General features: G+C 66.2%; 17 protein-coding genes. 3 read left to right on the forward strand and 14 right to left on the reverse strand.

The annotated features are described in order from the left end of the window. Positions 1-52 precede the first annotated feature (52 nt). Entirely contained in the window at positions 53-832 is a 780-nt protein-coding gene (locus RWX87_RS02100; protein WP_314686386.1) for a M50 family metallopeptidase, read from the forward strand. Between the two features lie 60 nt (positions 833-892). On the opposite strand, the gene RWX87_RS02105 is transcribed toward RWX87_RS02100, so the two are convergent. From RWX87_RS02105 to RWX87_RS02150, 10 genes are all read right to left on the reverse strand, one after another. Next, positions 893-1,687 (reverse strand): ABC transporter ATP-binding protein, encoded by a 795-nt coding sequence (locus RWX87_RS02105; RefSeq protein WP_314686388.1) that lies wholly within the window; start codon positions 1,685-1,687, stop codon positions 893-895. Further along, positions 1,684-2,754, reverse strand: coding sequence for an ABC transporter permease (locus RWX87_RS02110; protein ID WP_314686390.1), 1,071 nt, complete (start codon positions 2,752-2,754; stop codon positions 1,684-1,686). The genes RWX87_RS02105 and RWX87_RS02110 overlap by 4 nt, the downstream gene beginning before the upstream one ends. Before the next feature lie 154 nt (positions 2,755-2,908). After that, positions 2,909-4,306: a ferric reductase gene (locus RWX87_RS02115; protein ID WP_314686391.1), complete on the reverse strand. Its 1,398-nt coding sequence runs from the start codon at positions 4,304-4,306 to the stop codon at positions 2,909-2,911. Next, positions 4,303-5,214, reverse strand: a complete 912-nt coding sequence (locus RWX87_RS02120) for an FAD:protein FMN transferase (protein ID WP_314686393.1) — start codon at positions 5,212-5,214, stop codon at positions 4,303-4,305. Before RWX87_RS02120 ends, RWX87_RS02115 begins: the two co-directional genes overlap by 4 nt. A gap of 4 nt (positions 5,215-5,218) precedes the next feature. Continuing rightward, the gene (locus RWX87_RS02125; RefSeq protein WP_314686394.1) at positions 5,219-5,758 is read right to left on the reverse strand and encodes an FMN-binding protein; all 540 of its coding nucleotides are present in this window, start codon (positions 5,756-5,758) and stop codon (positions 5,219-5,221) included. A 246-nt stretch (positions 5,759-6,004) separates the two neighbouring features. Next, positions 6,005-6,817, reverse strand: a complete 813-nt coding sequence (locus RWX87_RS02130; protein WP_314686395.1) for an ABC transporter permease — start codon at positions 6,815-6,817, stop codon at positions 6,005-6,007. After that, positions 6,814-7,566, reverse strand: coding sequence for an ATP-binding cassette domain-containing protein (locus tag RWX87_RS02135; protein WP_314686397.1), 753 nt, complete (start codon positions 7,564-7,566; stop codon positions 6,814-6,816). The genes RWX87_RS02130 and RWX87_RS02135 overlap by 4 nt, the downstream gene beginning before the upstream one ends. A gap of 107 nt (positions 7,567-7,673) precedes the next feature. Then, complete coding sequence (locus RWX87_RS02140) at positions 7,674-9,743, reverse strand: heavy metal translocating P-type ATPase (RefSeq protein WP_314686399.1); 2,070 nt, start codon at positions 9,741-9,743, stop codon at positions 7,674-7,676. Positions 9,744-9,900: 157 nt separating this feature from the next. Further along, positions 9,901-10,980: an FAD:protein FMN transferase gene (locus tag RWX87_RS02145; protein WP_314686400.1), complete on the reverse strand. Its 1,080-nt coding sequence runs from the start codon at positions 10,978-10,980 to the stop codon at positions 9,901-9,903. Positions 10,981-11,245: 265 nt separating this feature from the next. Continuing rightward, positions 11,246-11,803, reverse strand: coding sequence for a type 1 glutamine amidotransferase domain-containing protein (locus tag RWX87_RS02150; protein WP_314686402.1), 558 nt, complete (start codon positions 11,801-11,803; stop codon positions 11,246-11,248). Positions 11,804-12,171: 368 nt separating this feature from the next. On the opposite strand from RWX87_RS02150, the gene RWX87_RS02155 reads away from it, so the two are divergent. Together RWX87_RS02155 and RWX87_RS02160 are read left to right on the forward strand one after the other, a co-directional pair. After that, a complete protein-coding gene (locus RWX87_RS02155; protein ID WP_314686404.1) occupies positions 12,172-12,387 on the forward strand; it encodes a helix-turn-helix domain-containing protein in 216 nt (71 codons plus the stop codon). Between the two features lie 19 nt (positions 12,388-12,406). Next, entirely contained in the window at positions 12,407-13,684 is a 1,278-nt protein-coding gene (locus RWX87_RS02160; RefSeq protein WP_314686432.1) for a HipA domain-containing protein, read from the forward strand. A 28-nt stretch (positions 13,685-13,712) separates the two neighbouring features. On the opposite strand, the gene RWX87_RS02165 is transcribed toward RWX87_RS02160, so the two are convergent. From RWX87_RS02165 to RWX87_RS02180, 4 genes are all read right to left on the reverse strand, one after another. Further along, on the reverse strand, positions 13,713-14,459 hold the full coding sequence (locus RWX87_RS02165; protein ID WP_314686405.1) for a methyltransferase domain-containing protein: 747 nt from the start codon (positions 14,457-14,459) through the stop codon (positions 13,713-13,715). 68 nt (positions 14,460-14,527) lie between these two features. Beyond that, positions 14,528-15,061 carry a YbaK/EbsC family protein gene (locus RWX87_RS02170; RefSeq protein WP_314686407.1) on the reverse strand — a complete coding sequence of 178 codons (534 nt, stop codon included), beginning with the start codon at positions 15,059-15,061 and terminating at the stop codon, positions 14,528-14,530. Positions 15,062-15,241: 180 nt separating this feature from the next. Next, on the reverse strand, positions 15,242-16,975 hold the full coding sequence (locus tag RWX87_RS02175; RefSeq protein ID WP_314686409.1) for an ABC transporter family substrate-binding protein: 1,734 nt from the start codon (positions 16,973-16,975) through the stop codon (positions 15,242-15,244). Between the two features lie 158 nt (positions 16,976-17,133). Next, the gene (locus RWX87_RS02180; protein WP_314686410.1) at positions 17,134-19,272 is read right to left on the reverse strand and encodes an ABC transporter ATP-binding protein; all 2,139 of its coding nucleotides are present in this window, start codon (positions 19,270-19,272) and stop codon (positions 17,134-17,136) included. Between the last annotated feature and the right edge of the window lie 6 nt (positions 19,273-19,278).

Consider the following 19,278-nt stretch of genomic DNA (forward strand, 5'->3'; position numbering starts at 1 on the left):
CGCACCGCCTTCCCTCCCGCCGTTTCCAGACGGGGATGGCACAATATCCGGCATGACACTGACGATCATGGACATGATTGGGACCGTCCTGGAGACGGTGTGGACGGCGTCGGCGACGCGCTCCGCCGCACCCTCCTCCGAGGAGGTCATCACATGCGTCATTCTGGCCCTGCTGGCGGTCGCGGTCACCCCTCTCTGGCGCATCACTCGCAACGCCATCACCATCGCCCATGAAGGCGGCCATGCCCTGGCGGCGAAGCTGACGGGCCGCCGGCTTCAGGGGGTGGCCCTGCACGCCGACACCTCCGGGGTGACGGTGAGCTCAGGCCGAAGCCGGGGCCCGGGGCTCGCCCTGACCCGGTTCGCCGGATACGCCTCGCCACCACTATGGGGGCTGGGCTGCTCGGCGCTGGTCGCCGCCGGATATCCCACGGCCGCCCTCTGGCTGCTGGTCATACTGCTCGTGCTGCTGCTCGTTCGCATCCGGAACGGATACGGTCTGCTTGCGGTCCTCGCCGCCCTGCTCATCGTCATCGGCGTCTCATGGTGGGGCGACGAGCGGCTGCGGACGATGGCGGCCTGCACCCTCGCCTGGTTCCTGCTGCTCGGAGCGCTCAGGCCTCTGGCCGAGCTGCAGCATCAGCGTCGCACGGGCCAGGCGCAGGGGTCCGACGCCGACCAGCTCGGCGCCGGCGGGATCCCGGCTGGCGCATGGATTCTGCTGTGGGCGCTGATGGGCCTTGGTGCTCTCTGGCTGGGCGGCACATGGATGACGGCGACGTTCGGAGGCTATCCCGGCCTATGGGCCGGCATCGAGGGATTCTCTCTCTGATTCGGGCCCTCGTTCCCCATGACATGATCATGGCCGCGTCGGAGCCGGCTTCCTCCGTGGTTACGCCGTCGCCTCCGGCAGGATCCGTCCGTCCCTCATCGTCAGCACCTGGTCGCAGGAGCCGAGCAGGCGGGTGTCATGCGTCACCATCACCACCGCACGACCGTTATGGTGCGCCTCGTCGGCGAGGATGCGCACCACGTCGAAGGCACGCTCCGAGTCCAGGGCCGCCGTGGGCTCGTCCGCGAGGATAAGCGGGGGCTTCAGATACATGGCGCGGGCGATAGCCACGCGCTGTCGCTCCCCGCCGGAGAGCTCCTCGGGGTACTTCCCGGCAAGCGCCGAAACCCCCAGTCCGTCGAGCAGCGCAAGCGCCCTGTCCCTGCCGTCGCGGTGCAGAATCCGGTCGACGAGCCGGAACTGCTCGAGCACGGTGAGGAAGGGAACGAGATTCGCCCCCTGAAGCACGAAGCCGATGCCCGTCAGCCTCATCCGGGCCCTCTGCCTTTCGCCGGCGGAGCTCAGGGGTCGATCCCCCAGAAGGACGCGTCCGGCCGAGGGGGTCCGCAGTCCGCCGGCGATGGACAGCAGCGTGCTCTTGCCCGAGCCGGAGGGCCCGACGACGGCGACGAAGCTCCCCGCCCTCACGCCCAGACTGGTGTCGTGCAGGGCGTGGATGACCTCATCCCCGTCCCCATACGATCTGCTGACGTGGTCAAGGGTGAGGACCCGGGCGCCGAAGTCCCGGGGTCCGTCGGAACGGACGGCGTCCCTTGCCGGAACATCGCCGGCAGGCATCCGCACCGGGACGTCGGACTGACCGCCAGGGGTCATCTCGTGCTCGTGAACGCTCATGCGATCGCCTCCACAGGATCGACGTGCGCGACGGCCCGCGCCGAGAACGCGGATGACGCCACCGCGGACAGCACCATCAGGACCGTCGCAGCGGCAAGAAGCGGGACATCGGACTGGAACGGCACCGCATCGGGAAGCACCAGGGCCGTCCCCAGAGCCAGGGCCCCTCCCACCACGACGCCGCACACCGAGAGCAGCAGCGTCTGCACCACCACGGAACGCGACAGAAATCCGGTGGAGACCCCCTGCGCCTTGAGCACCCCGAAGACCGACCTTTTCTGCAGGGTCAGCACGTAGAGGAAGACGCCGATGACGACGGCGGCGATCACCACGAGGAAGCCGATCATGAAGCCGAAGGTGAGGACCTGCGCGCGATACCCGGGCAGATCCTGGATGAAGTCCGCGATGGATACGACGTCCACGCCCTTCGGGACGCTCTTTACCCTGCCCCGGGTGATGACGGCGCTGACGGCATCGGAGGACCGGGAGAGAATTCCCGACACCCCCAGACGGCGGAATCCCGCCTGCGACATGTACATGACGGGCGAGACGCTGAGCTGGGCGTTCGACGTGAATCCGACGACCTTCATCGTCCTGTCGGTGCCGGAGAAGGCGAGACGGTCGCCCAGGCGGATCCCGTCGCGGGTGGCCAGCGTCGAGTCGACGACGGTCTCCTGGGACGTGCGGAACATCCTGCCCTCCGAGATGGCCGGGGCGAGGAATCCCGAGGCGTCGATGCCCAGAAGACGGACGTCCGTCCCGTCTGCGGACCCGGCGCCGGCCTGATGGGTGACCGATGCCGACTGCAGCAGCGTGGCCTTGCGATCGGCGCGGACGGCCTCGGCCTTATCGCCGCTGATCGACGACAGGGCCAGACCGCCGTTCGCGTCATCGGAGAGGATCACGTCGTCCGCATCCCAGTGGTCGACGGCAGAGCGGTTCTCCTGTGCCAGTCCATAGGACAGACCGGTGAGAAAGGTGACCAGGTACGCGACGAGCGCCATGACGACGACGACGAGCGCATAGCGCAGCTTCGAATGGCGTATCTCGCTGACGGCCAGGAACATGGAACCCCCGTATCCGGCCCCGCCGCGAATCGACGAGCACCCATATCAGCATCCTCGGTGTCACCGGTGCGCCCGGTGAATCAGCTGCAGGCGCAATCTCGAGGAGACCTCGGTTCATCCCTTGGAACAAGGGGACGAGGTCCGGGTCCGATGATCACCAGGCGAACGGCTCGTTGTACATCCGCGACGCCGGGACTCCGCGACGCCGAAGGAAGCGCATCCATATCCTCTGCATCCGGGCCGGTCCGGCCACGAGATACACGGCCCCGGGAATCACCGTGGTCTCCATCCGGGAGGCGTTGAGTCTGCCCTCCTGAATGATGGTCCGACCCCCGGATCCGCGGACCAGACGTCTCAGACCTTCGGCGGCGGGCAGCAGACTTCCCCGTTTCGCCGTGTACACGACCAGGGCGGTGCGAGCCGCGAAGCCTTCGACGACGGCAAGCATCGGCGTGACTCCGATGCCACCGGCGATGATGACGATGGGGGCGGCCGGATGCTCCTCGAGGAAGCGCTGGATCCTGCCGAACGGCGGAAGAAGAGTCACCCTGCTGCCGGGCGTCATGACGCCGGCCCTGCGCGTGAAGTCGCCATCCTCGCGGATGTCGAAGGTCCAGACGACCTGCCTCATGCCCCTCATCGACCGTCTGCCGTTCGCGCCCATCGATGCGCTGCGGCGCGGCGCATCGACGATGGAGAACGGATGGTACTCGCCCATGCCCTCGATGCCGGGGAAGCGCAGGAAGGCGAAGTCCCCCGCCTCCCACCTCATCGCCGTCGGGACGTCGACCCTGATCCTGATCTCATGGACCCGAGGCGCCACCACGCGACTGGAGAGGAGAACCCCCGACAGGGCCGTGGTGCGCATGCGGATCTTTCCGGCCACGTACACCAGCAGGGTCGCCGCGGTCATGACGTCGAAGACGACCATGAACCAGCGCAGCGAGGAGATGTACGTGATGAGCTGGACGTGGGTGAAGACGAGCAGCACGGCCACGAGGTTGAGCCGATGCAGCCACACGGACAGCTCATGATGGGCGAGACGCTCCGCCAGGGAGCGTATCCGGGCGAGCAGGGGGATGCGGGAGGTCAGCCATCCGGACATGAAGACCACGGACCAGCATCCCAGGCCGATAAGAAGGATGAGCGCCATGGTGCCCGTCTGCTTCACGAGGCCGGTGGACGAGGACAACTGGTCGTGGACCAGCGCCGCGACGATGGCGAACAGCGCGATGCCCCCGTGGATGGCGTACAGATGCGGAAGACCGACGGATCTGTCGAGCCAGCGCGGGCGCACGGACAGGACCACGGCGGCAAGCATCCAGGCGTAGGCCGCGACGCCGATCTGCATCGCGGCTATGCGCCCCAGATAGATGGTGGGCAGCTCAAGCGACAGAGCGAGCATCAGGGGCATGGGAACGACGACCGCGGCCACCACCCACGTCAGGTAGCGCGCGGCCATCGACGCCGCAGGGGACTCCCGTCTCCGAACCGCCCCATCCACAGGGCGGAAGGAGGGGATCACGGGGCTTTCACGGGTCACTGGCGTCATCGGGGGATCTCCTGGTCGTCGGATCGTCGGGCTGGAATACAGGACGCCATCGCGTCGTGAGACGGGTCGGCGGCCTCGGTCGTCGACGCGGGGACGCCATGGACGTCGCCTGGACTCATGACGTGGGCATTGACGGGATCCACCGGCGACCCCGCGGCATAGTCGCGCACGTCCCCCTGGGACATCACCAGAAAGGCCGTCAGCGAATTGTCGGCGACCAGACGGTCAAGCTCCGCCGCCGGTGCGCCGAGCAGTGCCGTCGCCCAGACGTCGGCGTCCACCAGGCTTTCCGCGACAACCGTGGCCTGCAGCACGTCGTGATGGCGCCGGACGACATGCTCGCCCCGTTCGCTGGTCCCCGAAGTCGCCACCGCGCCCGATCGGATGTCCATCGCCGCGACGTACGATCCACGGTCGTGCGGGTCGACGATGCCGACATGCCACGACTCGCCTCCCCGCCGCGGAAGCAGTAGCATATCGCCTCCGGCATTGATGCCGGTGGGCGGCAGCCGTCCGGAGGACACCAGCGGCATCAGGATCCCGGACACGGCCCTGTCGACGGCCCACCCCTTGACCAGTCCCGTGGGATCCCAGACGCCACGGAAGTAGGGGTCGAAAAGCCCGTCGGTTTCGGCGCGCGCAAGAAGCGAGAGCATGTAGACGTCCGTGAAGTCCGCGTCCCGCGTCATCGTCCTGTCGCCCCTCTGGAAGCGGCTGACGAGGGAATCATCCCGGAACGGGGAGAAACGCCGATCGACGTCGACGAGCAGGTTCCGCACACCGTCCACGGCCCTGTTCATGCCGGCGATGGCGCCCGGCGTCTCCACGCTCTTGCCACGAGGGCATTGATCGTCATCGACGGCGATGGTGAAGGGAAGATTCATGACGTTCAGTGTGACGTATCGCATGGCGCTACCGTCCCGCCTGCGCAATGGCGTCCTGCAGGGAGCCAGTGAAGCCGTCGTAGGTCTCCGTGGCCCCGCTCACCACCTGGATCGAGGAACTCTGGGCGGCAAGCGCCTCCTTGACGTAGATGGGGATGACCTGCGCGTTGATCGAGGAGGACGTGGGGTTGTCCTGGGGGTACTGGACGGCATCGACGGCGGTGACCTTCCCGCCGGAGACGGTGATGCGCACCTGCACGTCCCCGCGGCGCGTCATGGTGACCGACCCCGTATAGGTTCCGTCCTGCAAGGATGAGGCGGATGACGATGAAGACGAGGAGGAATCCGAGGAGGATGACGAAGACGAAGACGACGACGACGAATCCGAGGGGGATTCCCCCGACGAGGCCCCGGTCGACGACTGCGATCCGGCGACCGCCGTGGTCTGCGCGAGAACCGTCTCACTGCGCTGGATGCGCAGCTTCGGAACGATCACGACGGCGGCGAGATCCACCGCCAGCGCGGCCATCGATGCCGCGGCGATCGCCGTTCTGCCGAGTGTGTTCACTGTGTCCTCCACTGATGTCGTTCCTGCATATCCCCATCGTCGTCCGATGGATGAGGCTCCCCGGCTACGCGTCCCTGCCGTTGCCCACATCGTAGGGACGTCCTCGTGGACGATCGGTGGACGTTTGCTGAACGTTCCCCGAACGAGAGCCAATCGTCGAATGCGCGATTCGTCGTCATCCGGCGCCGGCGGGACCACTTCGCGCATGCTCTTCACCGACGGGTTATGCTCCCGGGGAAATCGCCGTCAGGAGCGTCGGGATGTCTGGTCGCGCATCCCCTTCGGCCGGAACTGGTCAAGCTCCGTGAAGCAGGTGCGGTAGATGCGGGTCATGATCAGCGCGTCGGCGAGCAGGGTGAGCGCCGCGATGGCGGTGAGCACGACGAACTGGTACTTCGCCGCCTCCAACGGATCCCCTCCGGCGATGACCTGCCCGGCCATCATGCCGGGGATGGTGACGATGCCCGCCGAGGACAGGGACGCCACGGTGGGCAGCAGACCCAGGGCCATCGAGGAGACGATGGAGGGCCTGGCGCATTCCCACGACGTCGCTCCCAATGCCAGCATGGTGCCGATCTCGTCGCGGCGCTCGTCCATGCTTTCGTAGAAACGCGTCATGGCCACGGCGATGGCGGACACGCAGTTGCCCAGCATCATGCCGGTGAGAGGCAGCAGCAGCTGCGGCGCGTACCACGGGGTGGGTCTGACGATGAGTTCGGCCACGACCCCGACCATGACGAGCATCGTGATGGCGAGGGTAAGGAAGACGGGGACGCCGAGCCCCCTGGGTATGCCATGCGCCCTCGAGAACGTGATCTGCACGGCGGCGACGAGCATCACCGAGGCCAGGGCGAGCACCAGCCAGGGGTTCCCGCTGCGGATGATGGCCTTGAGGATGAGGCCCATCGCCAGCAGCTGAAGCAGTGCGCGGCATGCGGCGAGAAGAAGGGAACGGCCGACGCCGAGTCGCATGAGCGCGGAGACGCCCGCCGACAGCATGGTCATCCCCAGGGCGATGAGAAGACCCACGAGATCGATGGAATAGTCCCCGGCGCTCATCGCAGCACGCCGTCCCTCAGCTCGAGAGTCCGCTCCGCCAGCCCGTCCGAGGCGCGGTGGCGGACCCTCAGCACCGCCATGCCGGATGCCGCCGCCCTCGTCATGGCCCGACCGACGAGAGCGGCGCTGTCGTCGTCGAGACCGGCGTCGACCTCATCGGCGAGCAGAACCCTCGGATGCGCGAGAAGGGCGCGGCACAGGGCGACGCGCGCCCTCTGCCCCCCTGACAGATCATGGGGCTGGCGCCCGAGTTCCACGTCCGAACAGCCCAAAGAATCGAGCATCCCTCTCATGGCGGCATCGGAGGGACCCCATGTCCTCGCCAACCGAGACCGTCGATGCGAGATGACCCCTGAAACAAGGGCATGCCAGCCCCGTCTCGTCTCGGACCGCCGCACCGCGTACGTCCACGGTGCGCGGATGGCGTCGGCGACCGTTCCTCCCAGCAGACGAGGCTCCTGAGGAAGATACATGACGCAGGCGCGCCACAGCTGCGGCGTGAAGGATGAGGAGTCTCGCCCCTGGAAGGATAGAGACCCCTGCGCCTGTGGGCTGAGAAGCGCCAGAGACATGAGTAGGCTGCTTTTGCCGCCACCGGAGGGGCCCGTCAGATCCACGATCGATTCGGCGGCGAGATCGAGGTCCACATCGCGGAACACGAGGGCCCCGTCGGAGTCGTCGGCGGATGATGTCTTGACGAAGGACATGCCCGCGGCTCGCAGCAGGGGGGCATGAGGATTCGCGGACATGCGAGCCACACTAGGCCCTGCCTCGGAAGGCGCGAAGCCCGGCGATTCGGACGAACAGGAGTCAGTCGCCGACGGCTGATGCCGACGGCCGGCGCAACGAGACCCCTTCAGTCCGCGTCGTCGATTCCGGACACGGCCATCGTCGGACCGTCAGTCGCGACCGTGGCCCTGATCCCGTCCGTCGGCCTGTCGATAAGAGCCGTGAGAGCCCACAGGATGCTCGCCACGTCGATCGCCTCCTGAAGAATCGCGCCGACGATGGCCGGGATGAGGCCGAAGCCCGCGACCACCATGCAGACGACGGCGGCGATGAGGCCGCCGTAGACGGCCTGGAGCATGACGTGCCGCGTCTGCCGGGATATGACCATGGCCGTGGGAACCATGGCGATGTCGTCGTTCATGATGACCACCTGGGCGGATTCGCTGGCAGCGGTGGAGGCTCCGTCCGTCATGGCCACGCCGATGTCGGATGCGGCGAGGACGGGAGCGTCGTTGACGCCGTCACCGACCATCATGGTGATCTCCCCGCGGTCGGGCAGGCCGATCATGCCCTTGACAAGGTCGGCGATCCTGACGATGAATCCGCGTCGGCTACTGCCGGGCGCCACGGACGCGGGACGATGAGCCGCGGCGACCGCGTCCACCTTCCCTTCGGGCAGCAGCTCGGCGCGCACGTCCTCAATCCCGACGGCGTCGCCGACGATCGTGGCGGACCCGGACTTGTCCCCGGTGAGCATGGTGACCTGGGAGACGCCGAGCGCGCGAAGCCTGGCGATCGTGCTCCGCGCGTTGTCGCGCGGGAAGTCCTTGAGGACGATCCTCCCGGCCAGCTCGCCGTCCACGGACACGAAGGTGACCATCTCGTTGTCCGCCAGAGGACCGAAGTCTCGTTCGACGTCGGCGGCGGTGGCGCCCAAGGCCACATAGGAGAGGCGACCGACGCGGATGCGTCGCCCGTCGATAACGCCTTCCACGCCGTTGCCCGTGTCCTCGCACGCCTCGGAGACATCGGGGCGCTTGAGACCATGGGCGTGGAGAAGATCGACGGCGGCATGCTCGACGCCTCGGGCGAGGATGTGCGAGGAGTAGGTCTCGAGCATCCCGGCGTCGACGAGCAGCGCGTCCGCGTCAAGCTGCGCCGTGGTCCAAGGGGCGAGCTCGACCCGGTCGACCTGCGGCTTCTTCCGCGTGAGGGTTCCGGTCTTGTCGAAGAAGACATGCGTGACGTCGCCCAGCTGTTCGAGGATGTCCTGCGCCTTGATGACGATGCCGGCCTTGGCCAGTCGCCCCGTGCCGCCCATGAACGCGACGGGCGCGGCGATGAGCAAGGGGCAGGGGGTGGCGATGACGAGCACCTCGGCGAAGCGCAGCGGATTGCCGGAGGCCGCCCAGGCGATGAAGGCGATGGCGAAGGACACGACGGTGAAGGGCACGGCGAGCAGATCTGCCGTCTTCACGGAGACGGAACGGGACTCCTGGGCGGAGCGGACGAGACCGACGATCCTCTGGTACTGGGAGTCCGTGGACAGGGCGATGGAGCGGAGGACGAGCGGGGCGGCGCCGTTCACCGCTCCCGAGGCGACCTTGGCACCCTCGTACACGTCGACGGGCAGCGGTTCGCCGTTGATCATCGACATGTCCAGGGTGGCCTGCGGGCTGAGGAGGATGCCGTCCACCGGAACCGTCTCACCGGGCTTGACCAGGAGGACGTCGCCGATCGTCACCTCGTCGACGGTGATGGTGGTCCATGCCGCCGAGTCCTCGGAGTCGGCGGAATCACGACGATGAGCCACCGACGGGGCGGCCTCGACAAGGACGGCGAGGTTGCGCTGGGCCCGGGATTCGGCATACTCCTCGATGGCCGCCCCCGAGAAAATCATGACGACGACGATCCAGCTCGCCCAGAACTCGTGCACCACCAGCGTGGACATCAGAGCGACGACGGCGAGGATGTCGACGCCGACGTGGCCCTTGCGAACGTTGCGTATCATCTCCCACACGGAATGGGCGACGGTGAGAACGGCGGTCACGACGAGGATCACCACGGCGACGCGATTGGAGGGTCTCCAGAGGATGCCCGCGACGAGGCCGATGACGAGCGTGAGGATGAGGGTGGGCCGGCCTCCCGTGAGAACGGGGGCGAGACGCCGTGCGAGGGCCATCGTCCTTTTCGCCATTCCTTGGCCTCCTGTCGTCAGGCGAACATCGTGTCCGCTTCGGGTAAACCCCGCCAGCATAGGCCAAAAAACGTTGAAATTCCAACGTTTTAAGTTCTATGGGGCGAACATGGAACTACGCGTCTTCGAAGTTGGCGCGTGTCATGGGTCCCGTGAGTCATCCCCAGATGCGGAAGCGGTCCGACCGGACGCCCTTCGCGGGATGGCAGATGGACGACAGCCCATGCGTCATCACGACGGTCCCACGCCTGGTGACGATCAGGCCGTCGACGCCCGGAAGGGAGTCGACGAGCTGCATGCCCTCCTCGAGACCGAGGACGAGAACCGCCAGCGCAAGGGCGTCGGCGAAGCTGGCGCTGGACGCGACGATGGTGGCCGCCGCGAGGTCGCCGGAGACCGGAAGCCCGGTTCGGGGATCGATCGTCGCCGAGACGCCCAGGACGTGACGGCCATGCGAACCCGCAACCGAGGGACCCAGCATCCTCGTGACGACAGCCAGGCCCCTGCCCGCCCGGGATCCCCGATTCGTCGGGTCCGCTTCGGATCGTGACCCGGAAAGCCTAAGCGTGGCGAGGCGTCGATGAGCAGGTGGGGCGATCGACGCGGCGGAGCGAGGACCCCCGGGACGCGTCAGGGCGTGCGAGGCGTCGTTCGGGTCGGGAACCGCCAGACTCCATGGTCCGTGACCCGGATGAGGCCCGATGATGCGGATCCGTCCGCCGACGTTGACGAAGGCCGAGGCCACGCCGGCACGTCCGTACGCGTCGACGAGATGGTCGGCGGCGAAACCCCGGGCGAGACCGGCGAGGGAGAGGGACTGGCCGCGCTCGAGCCTGACGGTTCGTGAGTCGCCGTCCAGCCTCATTCTCGATCCGTCCACCAGACGAGCGGCGTACTCCAGAGCGTCGGAGGAGGGGACGCGGCCCGCGGCGCCGCACCGACGCCACAGATCGGTCACGGGGGCGACGGTTGGATCGAACGCGCCGGCCGACAGGCGGTACATCGTCCGGGCCTCGGCGAGCGCTGCGTACGTCAGTTCGCCGACACGACGGGAATCCCCCTCGAATCCCACGCATCGGGCGACGTCTCCGAAGGGAACGCCACGGTCCAGGGCGGTCTGAACGTTCGCAAGAACGTCATCGCCCTCCCGGAACAGCGAGTCCGCCTCGATCCGGGTCGCCACGTCCACGCACTGCGCGACGAGGGTCCCGAGGGCGACGCGATGCGTGGAGAACATGGTCATGTCCGTCGATCCGCTCCATTCCCCATCGTGCCCGGCGACCCCATTCCGGTCATCCCCCCAGTCGGCTCCAATGCCGGTCATAGCGACTCCAAGCACCGGACATCATACGCGGAGGAATGCGAAAAGACTGGAATGATGGCCTATGAAGGAATCGCCGTGGGGATGATATGAGGCGACCCCACCGTCGAATGACGAAGGCGAGGCCGCTGGACGTCTTTCCCGCTTCCTCTGACGTCGTTCTCAATCCTCAAGAAGAGACTCAGCTCTCGAGGGTCCTCTTGATGGCGCCGACGAAGTCGTCGAGGTCGTCGGGCTTGCGGGAGGTGATCAGACGCCATCCCTCAGCGTCGTCCACATGCACGGGCTCGTCGACGTATGTGGCGCCGGCGTTCTCGACGTCCTTCGCGATGTACCGGGTGCTGGACAGCGTCTTGCCCTTGAGCAAACCGGCGTTGACGAGCAGCCATGCTCCATGGCAGATGGCGGCGATGGGCTTGCCCTTCTTCGCGAAGTCCTGGGCCAGCGCGATGGGCGCGGCGGACACGCGCAGACGGTCGACGTTGGTGGTGCCGCCGGGCACCACGAGCAGGTCGTAGTCGTCGGCCTTCACGTCGTCGTACGTCGTGTCGGGCTCGACGGTCTCGCCGGGGAAGCGGTCATGCTCCAGGGTTTCGACGGGCTTGTTCTCGGCGGCGGCGAAGGTGACGTGGGCACCCGCGGCCTTGAGGTCGCGCAGCGGGCGAGTGAGCTCGGTCTCCTCGATTCCCCAGTTCTGCGTGATGATAAGGACCTTGGCATCGGAGATCTTCGCGGTCATGGCATGCTCCCTTGGCATTCGTGATGGTTCATCGGCATGACGCTGCGGCCCTGGGTGGCCCTGGCTCATGGCCGGAGCCCAATGACCGCCGTCATGGCCGAGTCTACGTTTCCACTGTGTCGAACGCCGCCGGCGTACGCTCTGGGTGGACCAGGCAGAGGTCCCGTCTCCGATCCCCCACGTCTCTCTGGCCGTCCGACCCCCCTCAGACGCATTCCTGACGAAGGATGAAGCGCGCGAAAGCATCATGTGTATACGAACATATACAATGGGGATTGTATACGTTCATCTACAGCCATATGATGCTTGTACGCCGAACCTCGTTGCACGGTCATCCTGGGCACGAATCCGGCACTGGGGGGAGGACCATGAAATCATCAATCAGGACCATGTACGACATGGGCCTCGTCATACGCCAGCGCCGCACGTTCCTCGGCCTTTCGCAGGAGGCCCTCGCCAAGCGCGCCGGCGTCTCGCGCAGCTGGCTCGCCAAGGTCGAGCTCGGCAAGGCGTCGTTCGACTTCAGGCGCATCCTCATGGTCTGTTCGTCAATCGGGCTCCACGTGAGCGTGGACGATGAGTGACCGTATCCTCGAAATCCTCATGGATGGACGATTCATGGGCGAACTTCGCATGAGCCAATCGGGTTCTCTGTCGTATGAATATGACAAGACATATGCGAACGAACAGGGCGCCACCCCTCTCTCGCTGTCGATGCCGTTGGGACAGAGCCGACACGGGAACCATGTCGTCCGTCCTTTCCTTGAGGGGCTGCTCCCAGACAATCCCCTGGCGATTCAGGCGATGTCCACGAGATATCAGGTTTCCGCGCAATCGCCCTTCGCTCTGCTTGAACATGTCGGTCATGACGTCGCCGGGGCGTTGCAGATAATCCGCCCTGGGGAGAAGTCAGAGGATTTCACCGCAGACAGAACGACCATGACCCCCATCGATGATCATCGTCTGTCTTCGATGCTGCGTGAGATCCTGAACGTGTATGACTCCGGAACGACATGGGACGGCAGCCAACGAATGAGCCTGGCGGGCGCACAGGCAAAGATTGCGCTGACGAGGACAGCGGATGGGCGCTGGGCGGTGCCCCAGCGAGGTACTCCGTCGACGTGCATATTCAAACCCCTGCCAATTGGGACAGGAGCATTCCCCGATGCCGATATCGTCGAACTCTTCTGTCAGAACGTCGTTGCGGCCATCGGACTGCCGGCGGCACGATCGACGCTCTGGACATCACCGGACGAAAACATCAGAGCCGTGGTATCCGAAAGATACGACCGTGAGCGACAAAGAGACGGCACCTATCGACGTCTGCATCAGGAGGATCTCTGCCAGGCGATGTCGGTGCCGCCGGCTCGAAAGTATCAGAGACAGGACGGCGGTCCCGGAATCGGCCAGATAGGACGACTTTTTGCAACACGCCTGGGACCGGAGTCGATGCACGAAGTCAGCGAATCCTTTCTGAAAGCCGTTACGGTCAACGCCGCACTACTCAATACCGACGCACACGCGAAGAACTATTCACTGATGCTGTCCGGAACCAGTGTGACGCTCGCACCCCTTTATGACGTGGTGTCCATCGGTGCCTTCCTGAAAGAGGATGAGCATCCGCTCTTCCCGATGCGTCTCGGAACCACCTTCGATCTGGAACAGGTGTTCCCGGAAACGCTCGTCGCTTCGGCGCGTTCCCTGAGAATCGCGAAAGACGAGGGAATAGGGATCGTTGAAGCAACGCTTTCATCGTTGGCCGCGCAACTGGACTTCGTCGCCGAGAAAATGGCCGATCTGGATGTCGATGGCATCATCTCACGAACTGTTGAAGCCATACGACGGCATTCATCTCTTCTGAAGTCGATGCATCACGAATAACCGAAAGGGCTCAGACGTCTGCGTGCCATCACCGCACGGCGACGGCACGCAGACGGCGGTAGTCGGCGACCCAGCAGCCGCGTGACGCGTCCCAGAGGTCGTCGCGAAGCCCGTCCTCGACCTCGGCGATGACGGCCTGTCGCTCGTCCTCGTCGACCTGCGCGAGGTCATCGGCGTAGAACTGCCTCAGCCAGCTCGAAAGACCCGCCTCTCCCCCGCCCAACGGCGTGGGACGGTCGTAGGACGTCACGTCGATGCCGCGGAATCCCGCACTGTCAAGACTTCTGCGGAACTCGTCGTCCCCCGGGAAGGTGAAGCGCACGGCGATGTCCAGTCCGCGCCGCCGCATCGCCCGTCCCATGGCGGCGTCGATGCGCGCGATGTTGCCTCGCGCCCCGAACTCGCAGACGAGCCGGCCTCCGGGACGCAGCGTGCGCCGGACGTTGGCGAGCAGCGTGCCGTGGTCATGGATCCAGTGGAAGACGGCGTTGGAGAAGACGACGTCGAAGTCACCGTCATACGGCAGGTCAAGCGCGTCGGCGACGTGGAACTCCACGCCGGGGTGCTCGCGTCGGGCGCGGTCGATCATCGACGTGGAGGCGTCCACCCCGACCACATGCGGGATTCGTCGGGCCAGCTCGGCGGTGAGCGTGCCCGTCCCGCAGCCCAGGTCGAGAAGAGCACCGGCATCATCCGGAACGAGGCTTTCCAGCGACCTGCCGTACGCGCTCACGAAGCCCTGGTCGCGGTCGTAGCGATCGGCATCCCATGTCATGCGATGGTCATCGTCCTTTGTCGGTCATTCCGTTGCTGCCCGCTCTCTGCCGACTACGCCCTCGCCGACTACCACTCCTTGCGCAGCGCGAGGCTGACGGCTCCTGGCAGCACGGCGAGCGAGGAGCCGGGAAGGAGGATCTTCGAGGCCCGGATGCCGCTGCCTATGAGCACCTCGTCCTGCGCGGCGAGCCTCTCGTCAACGAGGATCGGCCAGTCGGCGGGCAGTCCGACGGGGGTGATGCCGCCGTACTCCATGCCGGTGAGGTCCACCGCCGTCTGCATGGGCGCGAAGCTGAGCTTGTGCACATGCAGCGCGCGACGGACGACGCCGTTGATGTCGGCGCGGGCGTCGCCGGCGACGACGACGGCGGCATGGCTGACGACTCCCGCGTGCCTGCCTTCGACGATGATGCAGTTGCCGGTCACGTCGAGGCCGATGCCGTAGTGCTCGCAGAACGCGTCCGTGTCGGACAGCTCCGGGTCGATGGCGGCCACGCGCAGCTCGGGCACTGCGGACGCGACCTTTGCCGTCGAGGGGGCGACGAGGTCGGCGTCGGCCACGGGGTCGAAGTCGTGGAATGCCAGTTTTCCAAGGTCCATACCGTGCATGGTAGACGCCGGGGGTCACGGAATCGTGGCCCCGTCCGTCCCGCGGACGTCCCATGGCCGCTCCGGGGCCGGAGGCCTCGTCGAGAAACGCCCTGGAGCCCTGGCGCCCGGCGTCCATAGGGACGATCGGACGCCAGGGCTCCAGGGGAATGGGGCCTCGGACCGGCGGTTCTACTTCTGCCAGCCGATGTCCTCAGGACGGATGGTCGCGAATCCCGACACCCCGTAGTTGGCCAGACCCTTCTTGGTAGCCACGAAGCTCGCCGGCGTGGACACGGGGATGGTTCCGAACAGCTTCAGAGCCGCCTTCTCCGCGGTGTTCGTGGCCTTGACCTGGTCATCGTACTCGGAGTAGTTTCCGGCCTTCTTGAGAAGGGCGTCGATCTTCTTGGTTCCGACGTACGTGAAGTTGCTCGGCCCGTCCGAGGTGTACAGCTGAGGAGCCGAGGAGATGAACCCGTAGGCGCTGTTCGCCTCCCACGCCATGGGAAGCACCTCGTAGTCACCGCCGGTGACGGTGTCGGAGAACTTGCTCTCGCTCTTGTTGACGACCTTCACCTTGATTCCGGCCTTCTTCATCATGGCCTGGTAGGCCTCGGCGAGCGCCTGCTGGGTCGCATTCGTGCCGAAGTAGGTGTAGGAGACCTGGAGGTCCTTGCCTCCCTTGGCGTAGTAGCCGTCGCTGCCGAGCTTGTAGCCGTCGGACTCGAGGGTCTTCTTGGCGTTGGCGACGCTGTAGTCGCCGCTGGAGGGACGGTTGTTCTCGTATCCCTTCTGGAACGGCGCGAGCAGCTCGGAGCCGGGCTGGGGCGCGTTCCATCCGAGACCCTTGTAGTGGATCTTGTTGTACGTGGACACGTCGAAGGCCTGGGTCAGGGCCTTACGGACCTTGACGTCGTTCAGAGGCGCGGACTTGCCGTTGTAGTTGATGACGTCGGTGTCGGTGCTGTATCCGAACCGCAGGACCGCATCGGAGACGCTGCGCACCGTCTTGACCTGGTCGCTGGTCGTCACGTCGCTGTCCGCGTCGATCTCCCCGTTCTCGAAGGCGTTGAGCTCCGCAGTGGTCGTCATGAGCTTGTAGACGACCTTGTCAAGCTTGGGCTTGTCGCCCCACCACTTCGGGTTGGGGGTGAAGGTGACCTGCGAGTCGCTGAAGGAGGAGACGATGTACGGGCCGGCCGCCCACTCGTTATGGGGGTTGTTCGTCCAGCCGGAAGTGAAGGTCTTGGCGTTGCCGGCCTTCGGATTCACGAGGTTCGTGAACACGAGCTGCCAGGGATAGTAGGGCGTCGAGTAGGTGACGATGACCTGCTTGGCGTTGCTGCCCTCCTTGACGCTTGCGATGCGGTCGAATCCGTCGGTGCTGGGCGGGTTGTAGTCGGTGTCCTTTCCGTTGCACGCGACCCAGGTCGCCTTGAAGGCCGTCCAGTCGATCGCGGATCCGTCATTCCAGGTCGCCTTGGGGTTGATGTCGTACTGGACCACCATGGGGTTCTTGCTCACGAGCTTCATGTCGGTGAGGTAGTCCTTGTTGACGGACAGGGTCTTGCCCGTGACATCGTTGCCCGTGGTGATCAGACTCGGCTGATACCAGCTCCACAGGGTGTTCATGTACGTGGTGTTGCCGTCGCTGCTGAGAAGGTTCCAGTTCGGCCCGATCTCGCTGATCGCCAGATTCAGCGTGCCTCCGTCCTTGACGTTGCTGCGCTGCTGCTCGTTGTAGTAGCCCTTGGTGGCCACGGGAGTCGGCAGGGCTCCCTTGTAGGAGGCCGGGATTCCGCTTGAAAGCTCCTTGTAGGTGGTGGTTCCCGCATTCGACGACCCGCCGCATGCGGACACGAGCATGCCCACCGCGGCCATGATGGCTACCGCGGCGACCAGCCGTCCTTGTCGAGCTGTCATTTTTTCTCCTCTCATTGTCCCGGGGAATTCCCCGGGAGACCGACGGACGATGCCGCCCGCCGTTTCCTGCCATCGCACCGCGCGGTTTCCCGCGATCCGGTGACGACGACGTCTGTGCTTCCCCTCGTCGGAGCGTCGTGGGGCCGATGCCGCGCCCATCACGAGACGCCATCCCCGACGGAGGCGAAATGGCATGCGACACGATGGTCATGCCCCGCCGCGTCGCCGGCGACGGCGAGCCCGGGACGCTCCTGGAGGCACCTGCGACGGTTCTCGGGGCCGAGGGCTGCGAAAAGCGGGCAGCGCCCGGCGAAGGGGCATCCGGTAAAGGTCTCCGACGGGCTGGGGAGCTCGCCCTGGAGGACGACATGGCTCCGGGTGCGTTCGATCCGGGGGTCCGGCACGGGGACGGCGGACAGCAGGGCCCGGGTGTAGGGATGCATGGGGTGGAGGAAGACCTCGTCCGCCGATCCGCTTTCCACGATCCGCCCCAGATACATGACGGCGATCCGCTGCGCCATGTGCCGGACGACCGACATGTTGTGCGCGACGACGAGATAGGCGATGCCCAGCCTGTTCTGCAGGTCCTCGAGAAGATTGAGGATCCCCGCCTGGATGGACACGTCCAGAGCCGACACCGGTTCATCAAGCAGAAGCAGCCGGGGGTCCACGGCGAGGGCGCGGGCTATGGCGATGCGCTGACGCTGCCCTCCGGAGAACTGGATGGGGAAGCGGTCGACCTGGTCGGGGTTGAGGTCGACCAGATGCATGAGCTCCTCGATGCGGTTCCGGATGCGGGTGCGGTCGAGATGCTGGACCCTCAGGGGCTCGGCGAGGATGTCGTAGATCGGGAGCCGTGGGTCCAGGGAGCTCATGGGGTCCTGGAAGATGTACTGGACCAGTCCGGCGAGCTCGCGCCGACGCCTGCGGGAGAGGGACCGGTCCACCGTGGTCCCGAAGATGCTGATCGACCCCGCCTGGGGCGGCCGCAGACCCATGATCTCGCCGAGAGTCGTCGACTTCCCCGACCCGGACTCCCCGACGAGCGCCAGGGTCTCGCCCTCGCGTATCTCGAGGTCCACGCCGTCGACCGCATGGACCTCCCCGATGCGGCGCCGCAGGAACCCTCCCGTCGTGAGCGGGAACGTCTTCACCAGGCCTTTGACGTCGAGGACGACGGCCCTCTTCTCCCGCGGCACCCCCTGGAACTTCGAGACCTCGCCCTTCCCGACGGAGAAGACGTCGGAGAAGGTGAGCCCCCGGTCCACGATCTCCCCGGTGCGGTGGCATGCGGTGAATTGCCCCGCCCGACCGGGCACCGGTCTCAGGGGCGGCTCCTCCTGCCTGCAGCGGTCGACCGCCATGGGGCATCGTTCGGCGAAGGGGCATCCCTTCGGCAGGTCGGCGAGATTCACGGGGGATCCCGGGATGGGGACCAGACGCCCGGACCGGCGCCGGTCCGGGCGAGGGACCGATCCGAGCAGCCCCATCGTGTACGGCATGGCGGGATGCAGGAAGATGTCGTCGACGGGAGCGTTCTCCACGGGCCGCCCCGCGTACATGACGATGATGTCGTCGGCGATGCCGGCGATGACCCCGAGGTCATGGGTGATGAAGATGACGGCCGCGCCGGTCTGGCGCTGCACCTTGCGGAGCACGTCGAGCACCTGGGCCTGGATGGTGACGTCAAGCGCCGTCGTCGGCTCGTCGGCGATGATGACGTCCGGGTCGTTCGCGATGGCCATGGCGATCATGACCCTCTGCCTCATGCCCCCCGAGAACTGGAAGGGATAGGACTTCAGCCGCCGCTCCGGATCGGGGATGCCGACGAGGTCGAGTAGCTCCACGGACCTGTCATGCACCTGCCGGGCTGTCATGTCGGGGTTGTGGACGACGAGCGCCTCCCTGATCTGGTCGCCGATGGAGAACACCGGCGTCAGGGCGGACAGCGGGTCCTGGAAGACCATCGAGATCCCCCGGCCGCGGATCGCGCTCATGTCGACGTCGCTCATCCCCAGCAGCTCGCAGCCGTGCCAGCGGATAGACCCCTCCACGTGGGCGTTGCTGTCGAGAAGCCCCATGATGGCGAGCGAGGTCACGGATTTCCCGGAACCCGACTCCCCCACGATCCCCAGGGTCCTGCCGCGATGCAGGTCGAGATCCAGCCCTCTGACGGCATGGACGGTCCCCGCCTCGGACGCGAAGGAGACCGTGAGCCCCCGGACGCTGAGGACCGGCTCGTCATCGTCAGGTGATCCCGTCGGGCGGGCGAGATCCTCGTCCGATGCCTTGGTCATGGCTCC

Origin of the sequence: uncultured Bifidobacterium sp., assembly GCF_963540075.1 — a bacterium.
In the GTDB taxonomy this organism is placed as follows: Bacteria; Actinomycetota; Actinomycetes; order Actinomycetales; family Bifidobacteriaceae; genus Bifidobacterium.